At 47.1% G+C, this 18,271-nt stretch carries 11 protein-coding genes; all 11 read left to right on the top strand.

Translation table 11 applies throughout. The features are described 5' to 3' along the window. The first annotated feature begins 15 nt into the window (after positions 1-15). Entirely contained in the window at positions 16-3,297 is a 3,282-nt protein-coding gene (locus ACFPFU_RS04650) for a SusC/RagA family TonB-linked outer membrane protein (protein WP_377061996.1), read from the top strand. 12 nt (positions 3,298-3,309) lie between these two features. Next, positions 3,310-4,872 (top strand): RagB/SusD family nutrient uptake outer membrane protein, encoded by a 1,563-nt coding sequence (locus ACFPFU_RS04645; protein ID WP_377061994.1) that lies wholly within the window; start codon positions 3,310-3,312, stop codon positions 4,870-4,872. 257 nt (positions 4,873-5,129) lie between these two features. Then, complete coding sequence (locus tag ACFPFU_RS04640) at positions 5,130-7,325, top strand: outer membrane protein assembly factor BamB family protein (protein ID WP_377061992.1); 2,196 nt, start codon at positions 5,130-5,132, stop codon at positions 7,323-7,325. Then, positions 7,325-8,239 (top strand): sugar phosphate isomerase/epimerase family protein, encoded by a 915-nt coding sequence (locus ACFPFU_RS04635; RefSeq protein WP_377061990.1) that lies wholly within the window; start codon positions 7,325-7,327, stop codon positions 8,237-8,239. Before ACFPFU_RS04640 ends, ACFPFU_RS04635 begins: the two co-directional genes overlap by 1 nt. A gap of 31 nt (positions 8,240-8,270) precedes the next feature. Beyond that, a complete protein-coding gene (locus ACFPFU_RS04630; RefSeq protein ID WP_377061988.1) occupies positions 8,271-9,968 on the top strand; it encodes a GMC oxidoreductase in 1,698 nt (565 codons plus the stop codon). Positions 9,969-9,983: 15 nt separating this feature from the next. Continuing rightward, positions 9,984-10,967, top strand: coding sequence for a nucleoside hydrolase (locus ACFPFU_RS04625; protein WP_377061986.1), 984 nt, complete (start codon positions 9,984-9,986; stop codon positions 10,965-10,967). 72 nt (positions 10,968-11,039) lie between these two features. Beyond that, entirely contained in the window at positions 11,040-13,130 is a 2,091-nt protein-coding gene (locus ACFPFU_RS04620) for an outer membrane protein assembly factor BamB family protein (protein WP_377061985.1), read from the top strand. A gap of 48 nt (positions 13,131-13,178) precedes the next feature. After that, positions 13,179-14,003, top strand: coding sequence for a phytanoyl-CoA dioxygenase family protein (locus ACFPFU_RS04615; protein ID WP_377061983.1), 825 nt, complete (start codon positions 13,179-13,181; stop codon positions 14,001-14,003). A gap of 32 nt (positions 14,004-14,035) precedes the next feature. Beyond that, the gene (locus tag ACFPFU_RS04610; RefSeq protein WP_377061982.1) at positions 14,036-14,857 is read left to right on the top strand and encodes a sugar phosphate isomerase/epimerase family protein; all 822 of its coding nucleotides are present in this window, start codon (positions 14,036-14,038) and stop codon (positions 14,855-14,857) included. A gap of 23 nt (positions 14,858-14,880) precedes the next feature. Beyond that, on the top strand, positions 14,881-15,981 hold the full coding sequence (locus tag ACFPFU_RS04605) for a Gfo/Idh/MocA family protein (protein WP_377061981.1): 1,101 nt from the start codon (positions 14,881-14,883) through the stop codon (positions 15,979-15,981). A gap of 266 nt (positions 15,982-16,247) precedes the next feature. Then, on the top strand, positions 16,248-18,269 hold the full coding sequence (locus tag ACFPFU_RS04600; protein WP_377061980.1) for an alpha-amylase family glycosyl hydrolase: 2,022 nt from the start codon (positions 16,248-16,250) through the stop codon (positions 18,267-18,269). Positions 18,270-18,271 lie beyond the last annotated feature (2 nt).

The raw sequence follows: 18,271 nt of genomic DNA, 5'->3' as shown, positions 1-18,271 counted from the left end.
CTAAAACTATTGATCATGGCATCAAAAAGGCTTCTATATGCCTTCATGGTTCAGGTCCTTGCAATGCAGTTTCTGCTTGCGACACCTTCTAACAGCCAGAACTTGGTAGATGTCAAAATAAGTATCAATGCTGAATCCCTGACGCTGAAGGAAATATTGGACAAAGTGCAGGAGCAGACCGCATTCAGCTTTACTTATAACCAGGCTTTGGGGAGAGACAAACAGAAATTCACCTTTTCTTTGGATGGCAGCAACCTGCGGGACCTGCTCCAAACCTTGGCGGATTCCACGGACTTCGGCTTTAAACGCGTCAACCAGAATATTTATGTAGTAAAAAATAAGGTGAAAACCCCACTTGCCCAATCCTTTCAAGAGGGGGAGGAGATCGTCACTTCCTACATGAATATCGATATTTCAGGTACAGTGTCGGATGAAAACGGGAACCCCATTCCAGGGGCTACGGTAATCGTGGAAGGGACCAATGTAGGCACTGTCACGGATATCGATGGCAAGTTTAGTTTGAATGTAGATGAAGGCGCCGTCATCAGGATATCCTATATAGGGTATCAATCCCAAAGTCTAACGGTCACCAACCAGAGCACTTACCGTATTGTTATGGTTGAAGACCAATCTTCTTTGGAAGAAGTGGTGGTCATTGGATATGGCACACAGAGAAGGGAAACCGTAACCGGCTCAATCGCTACCATCAAATCGGAAGACTTCAATCCTGGAATGATCGCAGATCCCATGACCCTGATCACCGGTAAGGTAGCAGGGTTGGCCATAACCCGCCCCAACGGTGCTGATCCCAATGCCACCGCGGACTTTTCTCTGAGAGGCGCTGTCTCCAGAGAAGGAAGTGCCCAACCGCTGATTGTCATAGACGGTGTGCCTGGAGGTGATTTGAGAACGGTAGCGCCTCAGGATATAGAGGCCATCGATGTGCTAAAGGACGGATCAGCAGCAGCTATTTATGGTTCCAGGGCCACCGGAGGGGTGATTCTAATCACTACCAAAAGAGGAAAAGCAGGGCCTGCAAAAATCTCCTATAGCGGATACACCTCTACCGAGCGGATTTCAAAACGGTACGATGTGCTCAATGCAGAGCAGTATAAAAATTTTGCTGCCCAACATGGCTTGGAAGCCAATGACCAGGGACATGATACAGATTGGTTCAATGAACTTCTCAGGGATTTTCCAGTCAGCCACGGCCACAACCTGTCCGTGAGTGGGGGAAACGGTAAAACCGATTATTTTGCTTCCGTCAACTTCCAGGATTTTGAAGGCATGGATCTGGCTTCGTCAAGGAGATTTGTAAACGGCTCATTCCGGCTCCATACCAAAGCGCTGAATGACAAGCTTGATTTTTCCGCTGGACTCACCAACTCCTTTGACACCAAGAGCTTCGCGGAATATTATGGATTTGGGCAGGCCCTCAACATGAACCCCACCTTTCCGGTAAGGAACCCAGATGGATCCTTTTTTGAAGCTCCACAGATAGGGCAGGGCAGCCAGTGGAACCCGGTGGCCAATACGGAATACAATACCAACGACAGCAGGGAAAAAAGAATTCTGGGTACCGCCAGCGCCACTTATAACTTCCTTCCCAACCTGTCTGTAATGGGAACCTATTCTTTCACGGTTCAGGATTTTCTTTCCGGTTCTTATACGGATAATAACCTTCTATATATGCAGCAAAGCGGTATTCTGGGTCAGGCATCCCGAAATCAGAATACCACCACAAATAATGTATTTGAAGGACTGATAGATTATCAAAAGGAATTCGACCGGCATAACTTCAACTTGCTCACCGGTTATTCTTACCAAAATATTTTTAACGAAGGATTTGGCGCCGGAAACAATAATTTTAACACCAATGCCTTCCTTTACCACAATTTGGGAGCAGGGGCGGCACTTCATAATATGACGCCTGGCTTTGTCAGAAATGGTGTTTTTATGAACAGTTTTGCCAACGAGCGGACTTTGGTGGCCTATTTTGGAAGGCTTCTTTATGATTTTGATGAAAAATACCTTTTCAATGCCAGTATCAGGAGGGAAGGCGCTTCTGTATTGGGGGCAGCCAATAAGTGGGGGACCTTTTATGGTATTTCAGGTGGTTGGATGCTGAGTAAGGAATCATTTCTACAAGGATCCAATTTTGTCAGAAACCTCAAAATAAGGGCCGGTTATGGGGTGACAGGCAATCAGGACGCCTTGAACCCTTATCAGTCACTGGCCACAGTAGGGCCGTTTCCCTGGGGAACACAGCATGCTTATTACGGCACACCGGATAATCCAAACTGGGTACTGTCCTATGGACCTAACATTAATCCCAACCCTAACCTAAGGTGGGAGACAAAAACGGAATGGAACGCCGGTATTGACTTTACCCTGTTCAATTCAGGATGGCTAACCGGTTCATTGGATTATTATGACAGAAGGATAAAGGATTTGATCGGCAATTTCACCGCCCAGATGCCTCCGAATATCTTTCCAATGATTTTCGCCAACGCAGGGGAAATGATGAACCAGGGTTTTGAAGTGCTTTTGGATGCAAGGGTGATCAAAAGAAACAATGTAAGCTGGAACGTCACCTTTGTAGGGGCGAGAAACATCAACGAAATTGTCTCCGTCTCCAGTGACCAATTCAAAGGCTCCGCCCAAAACATCACCGGAATAGGCCTGGGCTGGGGAGGTGATGTACAAAGGCTCGCTCCGGGACAGCCCGTGGCGGTGTTCTATGGCAGAAAATTCGCCGGATTTGATGAAAGCGGACAATGGTTGTTCTATGACAAAGACGACAATGCCGTCACCAAAGACCATATTGGCGATGATGACTTCCGGTATTTGGGCAACAGTATCCCCAAATACAATTTTGGGTTGACCAATACCTTTATGATCGGGAGGTTTGACGCCTCTATGCTTATCAGGGGCGCTTTTGGATTCCAGGCCTTGAATGCCAAAAGGATCTTTCATGACAACATCAACACCTTTACGTCTACCAACTTGCTGGTTTCCGCACTGGATAACCCTATTCGTGATCAGGCGTTATTCTCCGATTATTATCTGGAAAACGGAAACTATGTCAAATTGGATAACCTGACCATAGGTTATACATTCCCTTTCAAAAACCTAAGGGTATATACCACGGGTTTGAACTTGCTGGTATTGAGTGATTTCTCCGGAATGGATCCGGAACTGGCCATTAACCCGTTCAACGGGGCCGGTGTTGAATTCAACAACAATTATTACCCAAGAACAAGGACCTTTACCTTGGGATTATCTGCTCAATTCTAACCTGAAAAAGCCATGAAAAATAGATTCATATTAATATACAATAAGCTGGTTGGGTTGTTTTTGATCTCTTTCCTGACTGGGATATCAGGATGCAATGACCTGGATGAAAACGTCTACAGTTCCACCACTACAGCTAATTATTACCAAACCGATGATCAGGTTATGGCTGCTTATTCGCTGCCCTACAGTTTCCTGCAGTTTCTGATGTACGACATGCATTGGTCATTGGTGACTTTTGGTACCGATGAAGCCGTGGCCACCGTGAAAAACAACCAAGGGTTTGAAAACGGGAGATGGGTACAGTTTCACCAGCATACCTGGACATCCAGCCTGGATTGGTTGGAGTGGAACTGGTACAATTACTTTCAGGGAATCGGTTATTGCAACCAGTTTCTGGAAGTGTTGGAAGGATTGGATTTTAGCGAGTATAGCCTTCCCATCTCAAAGGAACAAATGACTGCGGAAATAAAAATGGCGCGCGCGTTGTATTATTACTACGCTATGGATACCTACGGGAATATTCCGGTGACGGAGAGCATGACCGCGGTGAATCCTGAGAACTGGGACAGAGCGGATGTATTTGCCTGGGTAGAAAACGAAATTCTGCAAAACAAGGACTTATTGGGTGAAAAGGGAGAAGGCAACTGGTACGGTAAATTCACAAGGACAGCCGCGCATGCACTTTTGGCCCGTCTTTACCTGAACGCGGAGGTTTACAGCGGAACACCGAGATGGCAGGATGCCGTTGCAGCGGCTGATTATGTGATTAATTCAGGGAAATATACTTTGGATGATACCTGGGATGCACCGTTCAAAGTCAACAATCAGTATAGCAATGAGAATATTTTTGTCGTTCCTTATGATTTTAATTTTGCTCCAGGGTTCAACATGACCACCCAGAACCTTCCCGGTGCGATGAAGGACGTGTTTGATTTTCCTGATTATCCTTGGGGAAAAACCGTGACACCCGAAGCGTTCTACCGCCTGTTCAAAGAAAATGATTTCAGGATCAATCAATGGATCGTGGGCCCTCAATGGTATGACGAAGAACAAACCCAGCCGGTATGGGGATGGTGGGATCAGGATGGCCAACAACTGGTCATACGTCCTGAAATAGAGATGCTGATGAATCCCAACGGAGGTTATGGCGACGGCGTGCGAAACAAGAAATATGAAATTGAGCGGGGGATGATATGGAACATGAACAATGATTTTGTAGTCTTTAGATTAGCCGAAATGATGTTTATCAAAGCAGAAGCACTGATGCGCATCAACGGGGGGGCAGCCAATGCTGAAGCGGTGGATCTGGTCAATCAGGTACGGGAAAGGAGCTTCGCCCCGGGTGACCCTGACGCTGTTTATACTACCGCTACATTGACCATGGAGGAGTTTCTGAATGAACGCGGCAGGGAATTCGCTTACGAAGCAAAGAGAAGAGAGGACATGATCCGGTTTGGCAAATATACCGAAGCCCGTTGGGAAAAGCCTGAAAGCGGGGCGCACCGGCGCATATTTCCAATCCCTATGAATATCCTGACCGCTAATCCAGGCTTGCGACAAAATCCGGGATACTGATCACTTCGAAATATTCAAATTTTATTTTCCTAAAATATAAGACTTCGGCAGGCAGAGGAATGCTCTGGGTTCTGGCCTGCCGAAGCCATATATCCTTGTATCACATTTCAAAACAACCTTTATGAAATCGAGCATGGAGCAAGCGACACACAGAGGGATGATTATCCAACATGCGAGATTCTCCCGAACTTCGGGACAGGCTATCCCGACCTACGGTACGGGGCAAGTTATGACCGCTAAAAACAAATTATAAACACATGAAAACTATTCTGGTTTTGCCTTTTGAAAGAATAACACCGATTATTTTAATATTGATTTTTAGCTTTTCCTGTAAACAAAACCCTTCTGCCAACTTTGACAGCTGGACGATGGTGGGAGGTAATCCAACAGGCAATAAATATTCCTCTTTGGATCAGATTACGGTGGATAACGTGGATAAACTGGAAGTGGCCTGGATTTATCATACCGGAGATGCGGATTATGAGGCCAAATCCCAGATCCAATGCAATCCCATTGTCGTCAATGGGGTATTATATGGAACATCGCCCCAATTGAGGCTTCTGGCATTGGACGCTGCCACGGGTCAGGAAAAGTGGGTTTATACCCCTTACCAGGAAATTGAAGGAGACAAAGCGGGCCATTTCAACCTCAACAATAACCGGGGGGTGGCCTATTGGTCAGACGGAAAAGGTGACGAACGGATATTTTATGCCACCGGCCATTATATGAACGCGGTGGATGCAAAGACTGGAAAATTGATCGCTGAGTTTGGCGACAAGGGCAGAATCGACTTGCACGATGGGCTTGGAAGAGACGTCAGTGACTTGTTTGTGACAGCTACTTCCGCCCCTTCCGTTTATAAAGACCTGCTGTTGACCGGTACCCGGGTTTCTGAATCCATGGATGCGGCGCCGGGACATATCCGGGCGTATGACGTCAGGACCGGAGAGCAAAAATGGATCTTCCATACCATTCCCAACCCAGGGGAGCCTGGTTCTGAGACATGGGAAGATCAGGAAGCCCTTACCATGACAGGTGGAGGCAACAACTGGATGGGGATGATCATTGATCATGAAAGGGGCATAGCTTTCGCACCAACCGGATCTGCGGCGATGGATTTTTATGGAGGCAAAAGGACCGGATCCAATTTATATACCAACTGCTTGTTGGCACTGGATGCCGCCACCGGGGAACTCAAATGGCACTTCCAGTACATCCACCATGATACTTGGGATTATGATCCTTCCTCATATCCCGTTTTGGTGACTGTAGAACGGGACGGAAAAAATGTGGACGCGGTCGCCCAAACTTCCAAGACTGGTTTTGTATACGTTTTTGACAGGGAGACAGGTGAGTCGTTATTCCCCATCGAAGAAATGCCCATGGACACTGAGACAGACCTTGAGGGAGAAAAACTTTGGCCCACACAGCCCATTCCCCAGCTGCCGGCGCCTTTTGTCAGGCAGACATTTACAGAAAAAGACATCAACCCCTATTTGCCTGAAGATTCTTTTGAAGAGGTGAAAGCCAGGTTGGCAGGCTATAAAACCGGCAGGATGTTTACCCCGCAATCCAGACAAGGTACGATCATTTTCCCCGGCTTTGACGGCGGAGCTGAATGGGGCGGTCCGGCGGTGGATCCCACGACCAATTATCTGTATGTAAATGCCAACGAAATGCCTTGGATAATGCAGATGTGGGATGCCGACCACAGTGTTCCTGAAGACGAAAACCATCTGCAAGCAGGAAGAAGGTTGTATATGCAGCATTGCATGACCTGCCATGCCTCAGACAGATCCGGTACGGAGGCCAACCCTTCCTTAATCGGAATAGAAAATAGATATGAAAAAGAAAGCCTGGTGGAACTGGTGAATACAGGGCGGAGGATGATGCCTGCTTTTCAGCACTTGGACAATGTGGAAAAGGAGGCCCTTGCTGCTTATATCCTTAATCATGAGGAATTAGGAACACAACCGTTTTTCAAAGAGACCTCCAAAATCGAAGAATTCAGGAAGCTGCCGTACAACATTTCCGGTTACAATAAATTTATCAGCAAGGAAGGCTATCCGGCCATTGCTCCCCCTTGGGGCACCTTAACGGCCATTGATTTGAATACTGGCGAACATGTATGGAAGACGGTTTTGGGGGAGGACGGGAAAATGAAAGCGTTGGGTGCTGAAATCACAGGGACAGAAAATTATGGGGGACCGGTGGTGACTGCCGGTGGCGTGCTGTTCATTGCAGCTACCAAAGACAGCAAATTCCGGGCGTTCAATAAACTTACCGGTGATTTGCTCTGGGAAACAGACCTGCCTGCTTCCGGGTTTGCCACTCCCGCCGCTTATCAAATTGATGGAAAACAATACGTGGTGATCGCTTGTGGGGGAGGAAAATTAGGAACACAGTCAGGCGACGCTTATGTGGCTTTTGCCTTACCCGAAAACATGGAATAATGAAGGATTTTTGCTGTATATCAAGAAGGGGCTTTCTTAAGAAATCGGGCTTAATTTCTCTGAGTCCCTTTCTTCTGCCCTTCACTGGAAAAAGTTTAAAACCATCGGCGGCAAAGCCTGAGGTATATGGTCATTTGTGGGTGTACGCCAGCCAGTTTCCACCGGATTGGGACAGCACTCCCATAATAGAGGAAATATTCCAGGACTTTGTATATGCAGGTATAGAAGGTATTGAGATTATGGATGCCAATTTGAGGAATCCATCCATTGTTCCCTTGCTTCGGAGATTGGTTGACCAATATCATATACCGGTTATCGGTGCATCTTATTATGCCGATATGTGGAACAGGGATTTACATGCTAAAATAAAAAAAGACGCGGAGCTTGTCATCAGCAGGCTCGGAGAAGTGGGAGGTACACGGCTGGGTATTACCGTAGGGGATGCCAGGAGACTTAAAACAGAGCGTGAACTCGATGACCAGGCGGTTATGCTCCGTGAAATCATTGCGCTTTGCCATGATCATGGCGTTTCCCCCAACCTCCATAACCACACCTTTGAAATGGAAAATGACCAGCATGATTTTCGGGGTACCATCAAAAGGGTACCCAAAATCAGTCTTGGTCCGGATATCAACTGGCTGATGAGGGCAGGCATTGACCCTGTGGAATTTATCCTTGAGCACAGGGAAAACATCGGTTTTTTACATCTCAGGGATCAATCAGATGACGGCAAGTGGACCCATCATTTGGGTCAGGGGGTAACGGATTTCGAAGGAATCGCCAAAGCACTCAAAAAAATAGGCTTTGAAGGGGATGTTGCCATTGAATTGGCCTATGAGGAAAAACCGGACCATCCCATCCGGGAGGATTTTAAAAAGAGCAGGGAATTTGTCAGGGAGGTTTTCGGATGGTAAACCCTCATACAATCTATTCACCAAAAACATCATGAGCAATATCAATATCCAGGCAAAAAAGGACCGGACGTATGATGCCATTGTCATTGGTTCGGGAATATCAGGCGGCTGGGCAGCCAAAGAGTTATGTGAAAAAGGGCTTAAAACGCTTGTTTTGGAAAGGGGAAGGAATGTAGAACATCTGAAAGATTATCCCACCGCCCTGAAAGCCCCCTGGGAATTGCCTCACAGGGGAAGATTAACACTGGATTTTTTGCAAGACAATCCCGTCATGGCTTCTTGTTACGCGGTGGATGAAAGCACTCAGCATTTTTTCGTCAAAGACGCAGAACAGCCGTACGTCCAAAAAAAGCCTTTCAATTGGATCAGGGGTTATCAGGTGGGAGGTAAATCACTGGTCTGGGGCAGATGGACCCAAAGGTGGAGTGATCTGGATTTTGAGGCGAATATCAGGGATGGAATAGCCATTGACTGGCCTATCCGCTATAAGGATATTGCCCCATGGTATTCCTATGTTGAAAGGTTTGTGGGCATCAGCGGCAATAAAGACGGGATTGCCCATCTCCCGGATGGGGAATTTCAAGCACCTATGGAAATGAACTGTCTGGAAAAGCATTTTAAAAAGTCCATTGAAAACAGGTGGTCCGACAGAAAACTGATCATATCCCGGACCGCCAATCTGACGGAGCAGCTCGAGGGCCGGGGGCCTTGCATGTACCGTGACAAATGTGCCAGAGGATGCCCTTTTGCCGGTTACTTTTCCAGCAATACCGCTACATTGCCGGCAGCCGCCAAAACAGGGAACATGGTCTTACGACCCAACGCCACAGTAGCGTCCATTCTCTATGATGAGGAAAAGGGTAAAGCCACCGGCGTGAGCCTATTGGATGCCAGCGGAAAAAGTACGGAGGAATTTTATGCTAAAATCATATTCGTCAATGCCGGTACCCTGAACTCCACAGCACTGATGCTTAACTCCGTTTCCGGCCGTTTTCCAAACGGATTTGGAAATGATAGCGGCGCGTTGGGCCATTACCTGATGGACCACAATTACCGGGCTAGCTTGGGGGGAGAACACGAGGGTTTTCAGGACAAGACTACTTTTGGGAGAAGACCCACCGGTGTCTACATACCGCGTTTCAGAAATATAGGTGATGACAGCATACCGGATTTTATAAGAGGGTATGCCTTTGCCGCAGGAGGGTCCAGGAGAATGGGCGATTACAGCGAGCAATTGTTGGGAGCTCCCCTTAAAGCAGCCAGGAGCCGGCCTGATGTGTGGGATCTATGGATGACCGGCATGGGAGAATGCCTGCCTTATGCTGAAAACAAAGTGACGCTGTCCAGTGATAAAAAGGATCCTTTTGGTCTCCCACAGCTGGAAATTGACTGCGAATTCAAAGAAAATGAATTGCAGATGCTGAAGGATATTCTCCGAACGGGGAGAGAGATGCTGGAAAATGCCGGTTTTATAAACATTTACGCCAGCGACACCCAAAAACCTCCGGGATTGGGCATTCATGAAATGGGCACAGCCAGGATGGGCCGGGACCCCAAAACCTCTGTATTGAATGCTTTCAACCAAGTGTGGGCTGCCCCCAATGTGTTTGTGACGGACGGTTCCTGCATGACCTCCAGCGCCTGTCAAAATCCCTCCCTTACCTATATGGCTTTGACGGCAAGGGCGGTAGATCATGCCGTCAGTGAATTGAAAAAAAGAAACCTTTAAACGAAAGAACAACCGATGAGACTGCTTATACCATTTCTTTTACTTTCTGTAGGATTAATCTATAAAAACCATGCCCAACAGGCCGGACCTGTCAATATCATTTTTGATACGGACATGGGGCCGGATTATGATGACGTAGGGGCTTTGGCTGTCTTGCATGCGCTGGCCGATAAGGGGGAGGCCAATATTTTGGCCACGGTCGCCAGTACGAGGTACGAGGGAGTGGCCAGTGTCTTGGATATCATCAACCGGTATTTTAATCGGCCCGACATTCCCATAGGCGTGGCCGGTTCCTATGCATTGAATATGCGGGACTGGCAGCATTGGTCTGATTCCTTAAGGGCAACCTATCCCCACACCATAAAAGCCAATGACGAAGCGTTTGATGCGGTCAGGCTTTACCGGACGATTCTGGCAGCGCAACCTGATGAAAGTGTTGTGGTGGTGACGGTAGGTTTTCTGTCCAACCTTGCTTCCCTGTTAAAATCAGGGCCGGATGAATTTTCTCCTTTGAATGGTAAGGACCTGATTGCAAAAAAGGTGAAGCATCTGGTCTCCATGGCGGGGAAGTTTCCGGAAGGGATGGAGTTTAATATTGAAGAAGACGCGGAAGCAGCCGTCTTTGCTATTGAAAACTGGCCAGGAACCATCCTATACAGCGGGTTCGAAATCGGGGAAAAAATCAAAACAGGCATCCCCCTGGTCAATGATACTTCCATTCAGAACAGCCCTATAAAAGACGTGTACCGGATAGCCATTCCCATGGCTGAAGGTGACAGGGATGGCAGAATGAGCTGGGACCAAACAGCGGTGTTGGTGGCGGTGAGAGGCCCTGAACCTTATTATGAGCTGGTAAAGGGACAGATCATGCTTCAGAAAAACGGCTACAACCGTTGGAATTACCAAAACGGCAGTCATTTTCATTTAAAAGAAAAAATGCCCGTCAATGAAGTGGAGAGGTTGATCAACGAACTGATGATGCATCAACCGTCCCAATAAACCTGGTCATATCAAAATAATTATATGATGAACATGAAGCCATTAGGCACATTCACAATAACTTACATCATAATGGCATTCTTTGTTGCCTGTGGGGACAAGATGCCAATTTCGGAACCTGACCGGGAATGGAAGGAATATCTCGGAGGACCTGAAAGAAACCATTATTCCGTTCTGGACCATATCACCAAAGACAACGTAAAAGAACTGGAAGTTGCCTGGACCTACCATACGGGAGACACCGGACAAATCCAGTGTAATCCTATCATTGTCCATGGCGTTCTGTATGGTATGACGGCAACCACCCAACCTTTTGCCATTGAAGCAGCTTCGGGAAAAGAAATCTGGAGGAAAGCAGCCAACGGATCTGACCAGTTCAGCACCAGCCGGGGACTGGTCTATTGGGAGGACGGGCCTGACCAAAGAATTCTCTATACGCATGGTGAGTGGTTGATTGCCTTAAAAGCCGAAAACGGAGAACTTGTCGAAGATTTTGGGGAAAATGGAAGAATCAGCCTAAAGTCGGGTTTGGGTCCAACCGCCAAAGACAAAATGGTCATTTCCAATACGCCCGGAACAGTCTACAACGACCTGATCATCATGCCGCTCAGGGTATCTGAAGGTGCTGATGCAGCTTTAGGCCACATTCAAGCCTTTAATATCCGTACCGGCAAGCTGGCTTGGGTTTTCAAAACCATCCCTGATCCAGGGGAGTATGGTCACGATACCTGGCCGAAGCATGCCCACCATAATACCAAAGTAGGCGCTGCCAATAACTGGGCAGGCATGGCTATAGACAGAGAACGGGGGATCGTGTATGTACCTACCGGCTCAGCAGCTTATGATTTTTACGGCGCGGACCGGGTAGGCAGTAACCTTTTTGCCAATACCCTGCTTGCTCTTGACGCAGCTACTGGCGAAAGAATCTGGCATTTTCAAATGGTCCACCATGACATCCTGGACAGAGATCCCCCAGCCCCGCCGAATTTGTTGACAGTTACCCATCAGGGCCAAAAAGTAGATGCGGTAGCACAGGTGACCAAACAGGGCTTTATCTTTGTTTTTAACAGAGAAACAGGGGAACCGCTTTTCCCCATTGAGGAAAAACCCGTTCCCCAATCCGATATTCCAGGAGAACAATCCTGGCCAACCCAGCCCTTTCCGACCAAACCTGCTCCGTACGCGAGGCAAATGATCACAGAAAGTGATATAAGTCCTTTTGCAGAAAACCGGGATGAACTTTTGGAAATATTGAAAAAAAGCAGAAGGGAAGGGCCCTTTACTCCGTTGAGCAGGGGCGGGACTTTGGTTTTTCCTGGTTTGGATGGCGGTGCTGAATGGGGTGGTGCTGCCACTGACCCCGATGGCATCATGTATGTCAACAGCAGTGAAATGGCCTGGAGAATTGGACTCGGTCCCTCTGCTACCCAAGAGGAATTGCAGAAACTTGGACAGGGACAAAGAATTTATGCGCTCAACTGTACACCTTGTCATGGTGCCACACTAAAGGGGAGTCCTGAAAGTGGCTATCCTTCACTGGATTCGCTGAAGGGAAAACTTTCAAAATCCCAGGCCCGGGCCATTATCAGCAATGGAAAGGGAATGATGCCCGCCTTTACCCAACTGGAGGATAGTGATATCCATTCTCTGCTGGCATTTTTATACGGTGAGGACAATGGATTTAAGGAAATAAAAGAACCGGGATTGGGAAACAACAGTCAGGCAGATCTTTCCCTTTCTTATCAGATCAATTTATTTGGGAAGTTCCTTGACTCGAAAGGGCTTCCGGGAATCAGTCCACCCTGGGGGACATTGAACGCCATCGACCTCAATACAGGAGAATATTTATGGACCGTTCCATTTGGGGAATATCCTGAACTCGCTGAAAAAGGAGTTCCCGTTACCGGTGCGGAAAGTTATGGAGGCCCGGTGGTCACCAAAAGCGGGCTTCTGTTCATTGCAGGGACAAAGGACAAAAAATTCAGGGCATATGATAAAAGAAACGGAGAACTTTTGTGGGAAACAGAGCTGCCGGCCGCGGGTTTTGCTACTCCAAGTACTTATGAAGTTGATGGAAAACAGTATGTCGTCATTGCCTGCGGAGGGACCAAACTGGGTGCCCATGGTGGGGATGCCTATGTGGCTTTTGCCTTGCCCGATTAAACTTTAATCAACAATTCAATCGATACACTAATATAAACCCAAAAGGCGATGAAAATAACCAAAGATGAAAAAGCCCATTTTGAGGAACACGGCTATGTCATTATCCGGAAATTGTTTTCCGAAGAGGAGATCAATCACCTAAGTGACAAAGCCCGTAACGACCATCAAATGGCCCAGGCTGCCACCGCGATGGATGATGGCAAGGGGAACGCCGTGCGTCTTTCCCTTTGGAACCACCCCGGGGAAGGGATTTATGGCATGTTTGCCAGGTGCAAAAAACTTGTAGACCGTGTAGAGGATTTATTGGGGGGAGAAGTTTATCACTATCATTCCAAAATGGTGCTTAAAGATGCCAAAGTGGGTGGCGCCTGGGCCTGGCATCAGGATTATGGCTATTGGTACCAAAACGGGTTGCTCTTCCCCGACCTATGCAGTGTCATGATTGCTGTGGACAAGGCTACCAGGGAAAACGGCTGTTTGCAGGTCATAGACGGTTCCCATAAAATGGGAAGAGTAAACCATATCTTGAGCGGGGATCAGGCTGGAGCCGACATGGAAAGGGTCAATGAAGTGCTAAAGGTCAGGGAAAAAATTTACTGTGAAATGGACCCGGGAGATGCGCTTTTCTTTCATTCCAATCTATTACATGCTTCCGATGAAAACAAATCCGAAAATTCCAGGTGGTCCATGATCTGCTGTTACAACAAAGCCACCAACAACCCCTTCAAAGAATCCCACCATCCCTCCTATACCAAGCTGAACAAGGTGGAGGACAGGAGGATTTTGGAAGTGGCCAAAAATACCGATCTGGATGAACAGGTGAAGTTCGCCAACCTCAAAGAGGATAAAAGTGCCAGGAGTCTTGGACAATAATTTTCCCCATAAAACGCTAAAATAACCAGTATATGAAACTCGGAATCATCAACAGCGCCTTCGCCCAGGCCGGCGTAAACACCAAAACAGGGCTGGAACATATTGCCAGAATAGGCTTCGATACGGTGGATATTTTCCCGGAAGCATTGACAATAGATCAAACAGAGATTGCGCTCATCAAAAACACCTGCCAAAGCCATGGTCTTCCGATCACATCGGTAGTGGTGGTGGCTTTCGGACTTGTGGATTTTAATGACCCAGTAAGACATTTTCATGTAGAAAGGGTTAAAAAATTTGTGGATCTGGCCAAGGAATTCCGCGCCAAAAATGTCCTGTTGGTCTTAGGCGAGTATGTGTGGCAGAGAGAAGTCATACCGCCTGCAGCGCAATGGGAATGGGCGGTGGAACACGTGCGGGAAATAGGTCAGTATGCTGGTGAATCTGGTATTGAAATCGCTTTGGAGTTGGAACCTTTCAGGCTCAGCCTGCTTAATTCAATCCCCAAAATGGCCGGATTTATAGGTGATTGCGGACTGTCCAATATCAAAGCCAACATAGATATCAGCCATCTTGTCCTGGCGGATGCTTCGCCTTCGGAATTGAGCCTGCTCAAAGGAAAGGCCACCCACGTTCATATCAGCGACTGTGATGGCATGGTCCATGGGGACCTTCCTCCGGGGAGAGGGGTGGTCAAGTTTGCTCCTTACCTACAGGCCATCAAAGACCTGGATTTTGAAGGATCCGTTTCTTTGGAACTGGAATATTCACCTGATCCGGACAAAATAGTGGAATGGGTGAAAGAAGCTTACCACGCTACCAACAATCTGATGCAACAAGTCGGCTTAAGAGGATAATCTGTCCATAAAATCAAGGAAACATGGAAAATGAAAATGATGGATATGGGCTCAGCGCTGAGAAGACAAGTAAACAAATATCTCCTCCCAGAATCGATTATTTGCCCCGGATTCCCAAAAATTATTGGCCCAAGATAGGCTTGATAGGAACCGGGGGAATCAGCGATTTTCACCTCAAAAATTATAAAGCCATCGGTTTGAATGTGGTTGCATTTGCAGATCACACTGCTGAAAAGGCCAAGGCCATGCGCGATAAATATTACCCCGATGCCCAGGTTTACGAAGACTATAGAAAGATATTCGAAAGGGATGACATTGAAGTGGTGGATATCACGCCACATCCTCAGGACAGACTTCCTGTTTTAAGGGAGGCTTTACATGCCAAAAAACATGTGCTCAGTCAGAAGCCGTTTGTGCTGGATATACAAGAAGGGATGGAACTGATAAAATTGGCCAGGAAAAACGGGGTGAAACTGGCCATCAACCAAAATGGCAGATGGGCGCCCCATTTCAGCTATATGCGTGAAGCCATCAAAAGCGGTTTGATCGGAAGGCCGGTTTCAGTGGACTTTTCCCTTCAGTGGGATCAGACCTGGATAAAAGGATTGGCGGGTTTTGAAAAGATCCACCATATGGTACTGTATGATTTTGCCATCCATTGGTTTGACATTGCTTCCAGCTTTATGGAGGGGCAACAGGTCAAAGACGTATATGCTTCAGCGGTCAGGTTTGATGAGCAATTATACCTTCCTCCCGCCCTCGCCTCCTGCATCATCAATTATGAACAAGCCCAGGTCCGGATGGCTTTTAATGCCCATACCACTTTGGGGGAAGAAGATGTCACCTCCATAGTAGGTACGAAAGGTACACTTCGAAGCAGAGGCCCCGGCCTGAACAAGCAGCCGATGATGGAGATTTATACGGAAACGGGGGAGGTGAAAGTGCCCTTGGAAGGATCATGGTTCGAGAATGGGTTTCAGGGAACCATGGGAGAGCTGCTCTGTGCCATAGAAGAAAACAGGGAACCCGGTAACGGTGCAGAAAGCAACCTGAAAAGTTTGCAACTATGTTATGCCGCGTTGAAAAGTGCGGATACCGGGAAAGTGGTCAGCATCGTAACTTAGTAACCTGAACCCGGTGCTGGTTATTGAATATTTAAACGGTAGCAGAATCCGCGAAGGGGATGAAAATACTGTACCGGGGGATGGCAGTCCCCGGACTCTATGTGCGGATCTCACAGGATTTTGGCGGGTGTTTTTGCGGGGAACCAAGCAAAAACCCTGACAAAATCCTATCGGAATAAAAAAATTATATGCAGTAACGGTCCCCCAACGCATATTAGTAATCAATCAACCGAATATAATCAAATCATTTAATTATTGATAACACCATGATTTTCAACATACAATTAATCCTCACACTTTTCTTATTTCAACAAAATGACGCTATCGTTTCAGAGATAGTTTGGCTGAAAAAGGACGCAGTCGTTTGGTCTGTTGACCAGAAGATAAAAGGAAAAGCACATGGAATGAAGGAAGGGAATCTTTGGCTGTTTCACAATAGCAGATCCCAGCCTGTTGAGGTTGAAAATGGAGAATTCGAAGTACATGTTAAACTGAAAGAAATCCATAATACCTTTGTTGTGGCTTACAATGAAAAAGATATGGGAATGGCTTCTGACACGCTTTTTCTTACACTGGCCTACAAACCGGTACCCGTATACAAGCCTGTTATCAGGATGGGAAAAGACCATATCCACATTCAGGCAATTGAACTGGAAAACCCACTCTCAGAAACCATTGACCTGGAATGGCTATCAGCGACCGGCAATCCGGAAACATTGGAAATTATTGGAACTGAGGATCTCGGCGTGATTTTTAAAAAACCGGAAAAGGACGGGGATTATTGGATAAACCTAAAAAGCCATTCCCTGCACGATACAAAAACCTACAAGGCCATGTTCAGAAAAACCGGTAAAGAATATACGGTTTTTGGACCGGACAACCCCCGTCATCCCTGGATGGATTCGGCCATTCTTTACCAGTTAAGCCCTTATAACTTCTCTGCGTCCGGCGGATTGAATGCCATCACCAAAAAACTACCGGATATTGCGGCACTGGGAATCAATACCCTTTACCTCCAGCCGATTTTCCAAAGCCATAGAAAGGGGCAAGGCTATGATATTGTCAATTATTTCAAATTGAACCCTGCGCACGGCGATGAAGCAGAACTGCGAAATCTCATCCAAAAAGCAAATGAACTGGGCCTGAGGGTATTGTTTGACCTTGTTTTAAACCACAGCAGTATCCATCATCCCTATGCAAAGAGCAGGATTGCCCATGGGCCGCTTTCCCATTACAACGATTTTTATCACACCACTTTCGACGGCGCAAAATACTCATCGCATTACAATGCGGATGAATATGGCTTTATCAATTATTTCTGGAAAGACCTTGTCAATCTCAACTATGACAATGAAGAAGTCCAAAGGTGGATGTTGGAAGCCTGTAAATACTGGGTGGAGGAATTCGGTATAGACGGTTATCGCTTCGATGCTATCTGGGGGGTGATGGCAAGAAAACCTGAATTTGGCCTCAGGCTGAGAAACGAGCTGAAAAGCATCAAACCTGATATATTCATGTTGGCCGAAGCCAAAGGCCGGGAACCGGAGGTCTATCAATACGGATTTGACGCGGCTTATGATTGGACCAATGACACGCTTTGGGTATCCCAATGGAGCTGGGAGTACGAATACAATGCATCTGAGAGCAAAACAGCTTTCAATCACCCGGATGCAGGAAAAAGAGCGGCAATACTGAAGGCCTCCTTGTTCTCTGATCTTGACCATGCGAACCGAATACTCCGTTTTACCGAAAACAATGACCTTCCAAGGTTCCCGGTTCACCATGATCTGGAGCGGAGCAAAACAGCCGCGGCCCTTGTTTTTTCTATTCCCGGCATCCCCATGCTCTACCAGGGGCAGGAAATCGGGGCATTGCCCCATCCTTATCGATCCGTGCCCATATTTGATCAGGGTTCTTCCATCCGGTCCCAGGACAGTGTGGGTGTTTTTGCCTATTACCAGCAATTAATATCCAAAAGAAAGGAATACCCTGCATTTCAAGGGGGCACTTTGGTTCCGCTTGAATTTAAAGGCAACCCTGAAATAGTGGCTTTTCAGAGAATAGCAGGTGATCAGATGGTGACGGTGATCCTAAACCCCGCGGATAAACCGGCATCGGTTTCAACGGATGAATTGCCCGGCTTCTCCAAGCAAGATCCGAAGAAACAAAAGTGGTATAACCTATTAAAGGACGAAAGGGTGAAATTAATTGAGGATAATGGCAAGGCAAAAATCTATTTGAAACCTTATGAGATCATGTGGCTTGCACACACCACATTCGAACATTAGGA

Origin of the sequence: Negadavirga shengliensis, from assembly GCF_042652345.1 — a bacterium.
Lineage (GTDB): Bacteria > Bacteroidota > Bacteroidia > Cytophagales > Cyclobacteriaceae > Negadavirga > Negadavirga shengliensis.
Note: the sequence above shows the minus strand (reverse complement) of the source record. Positions and strands in the feature narration are given on the sequence as shown.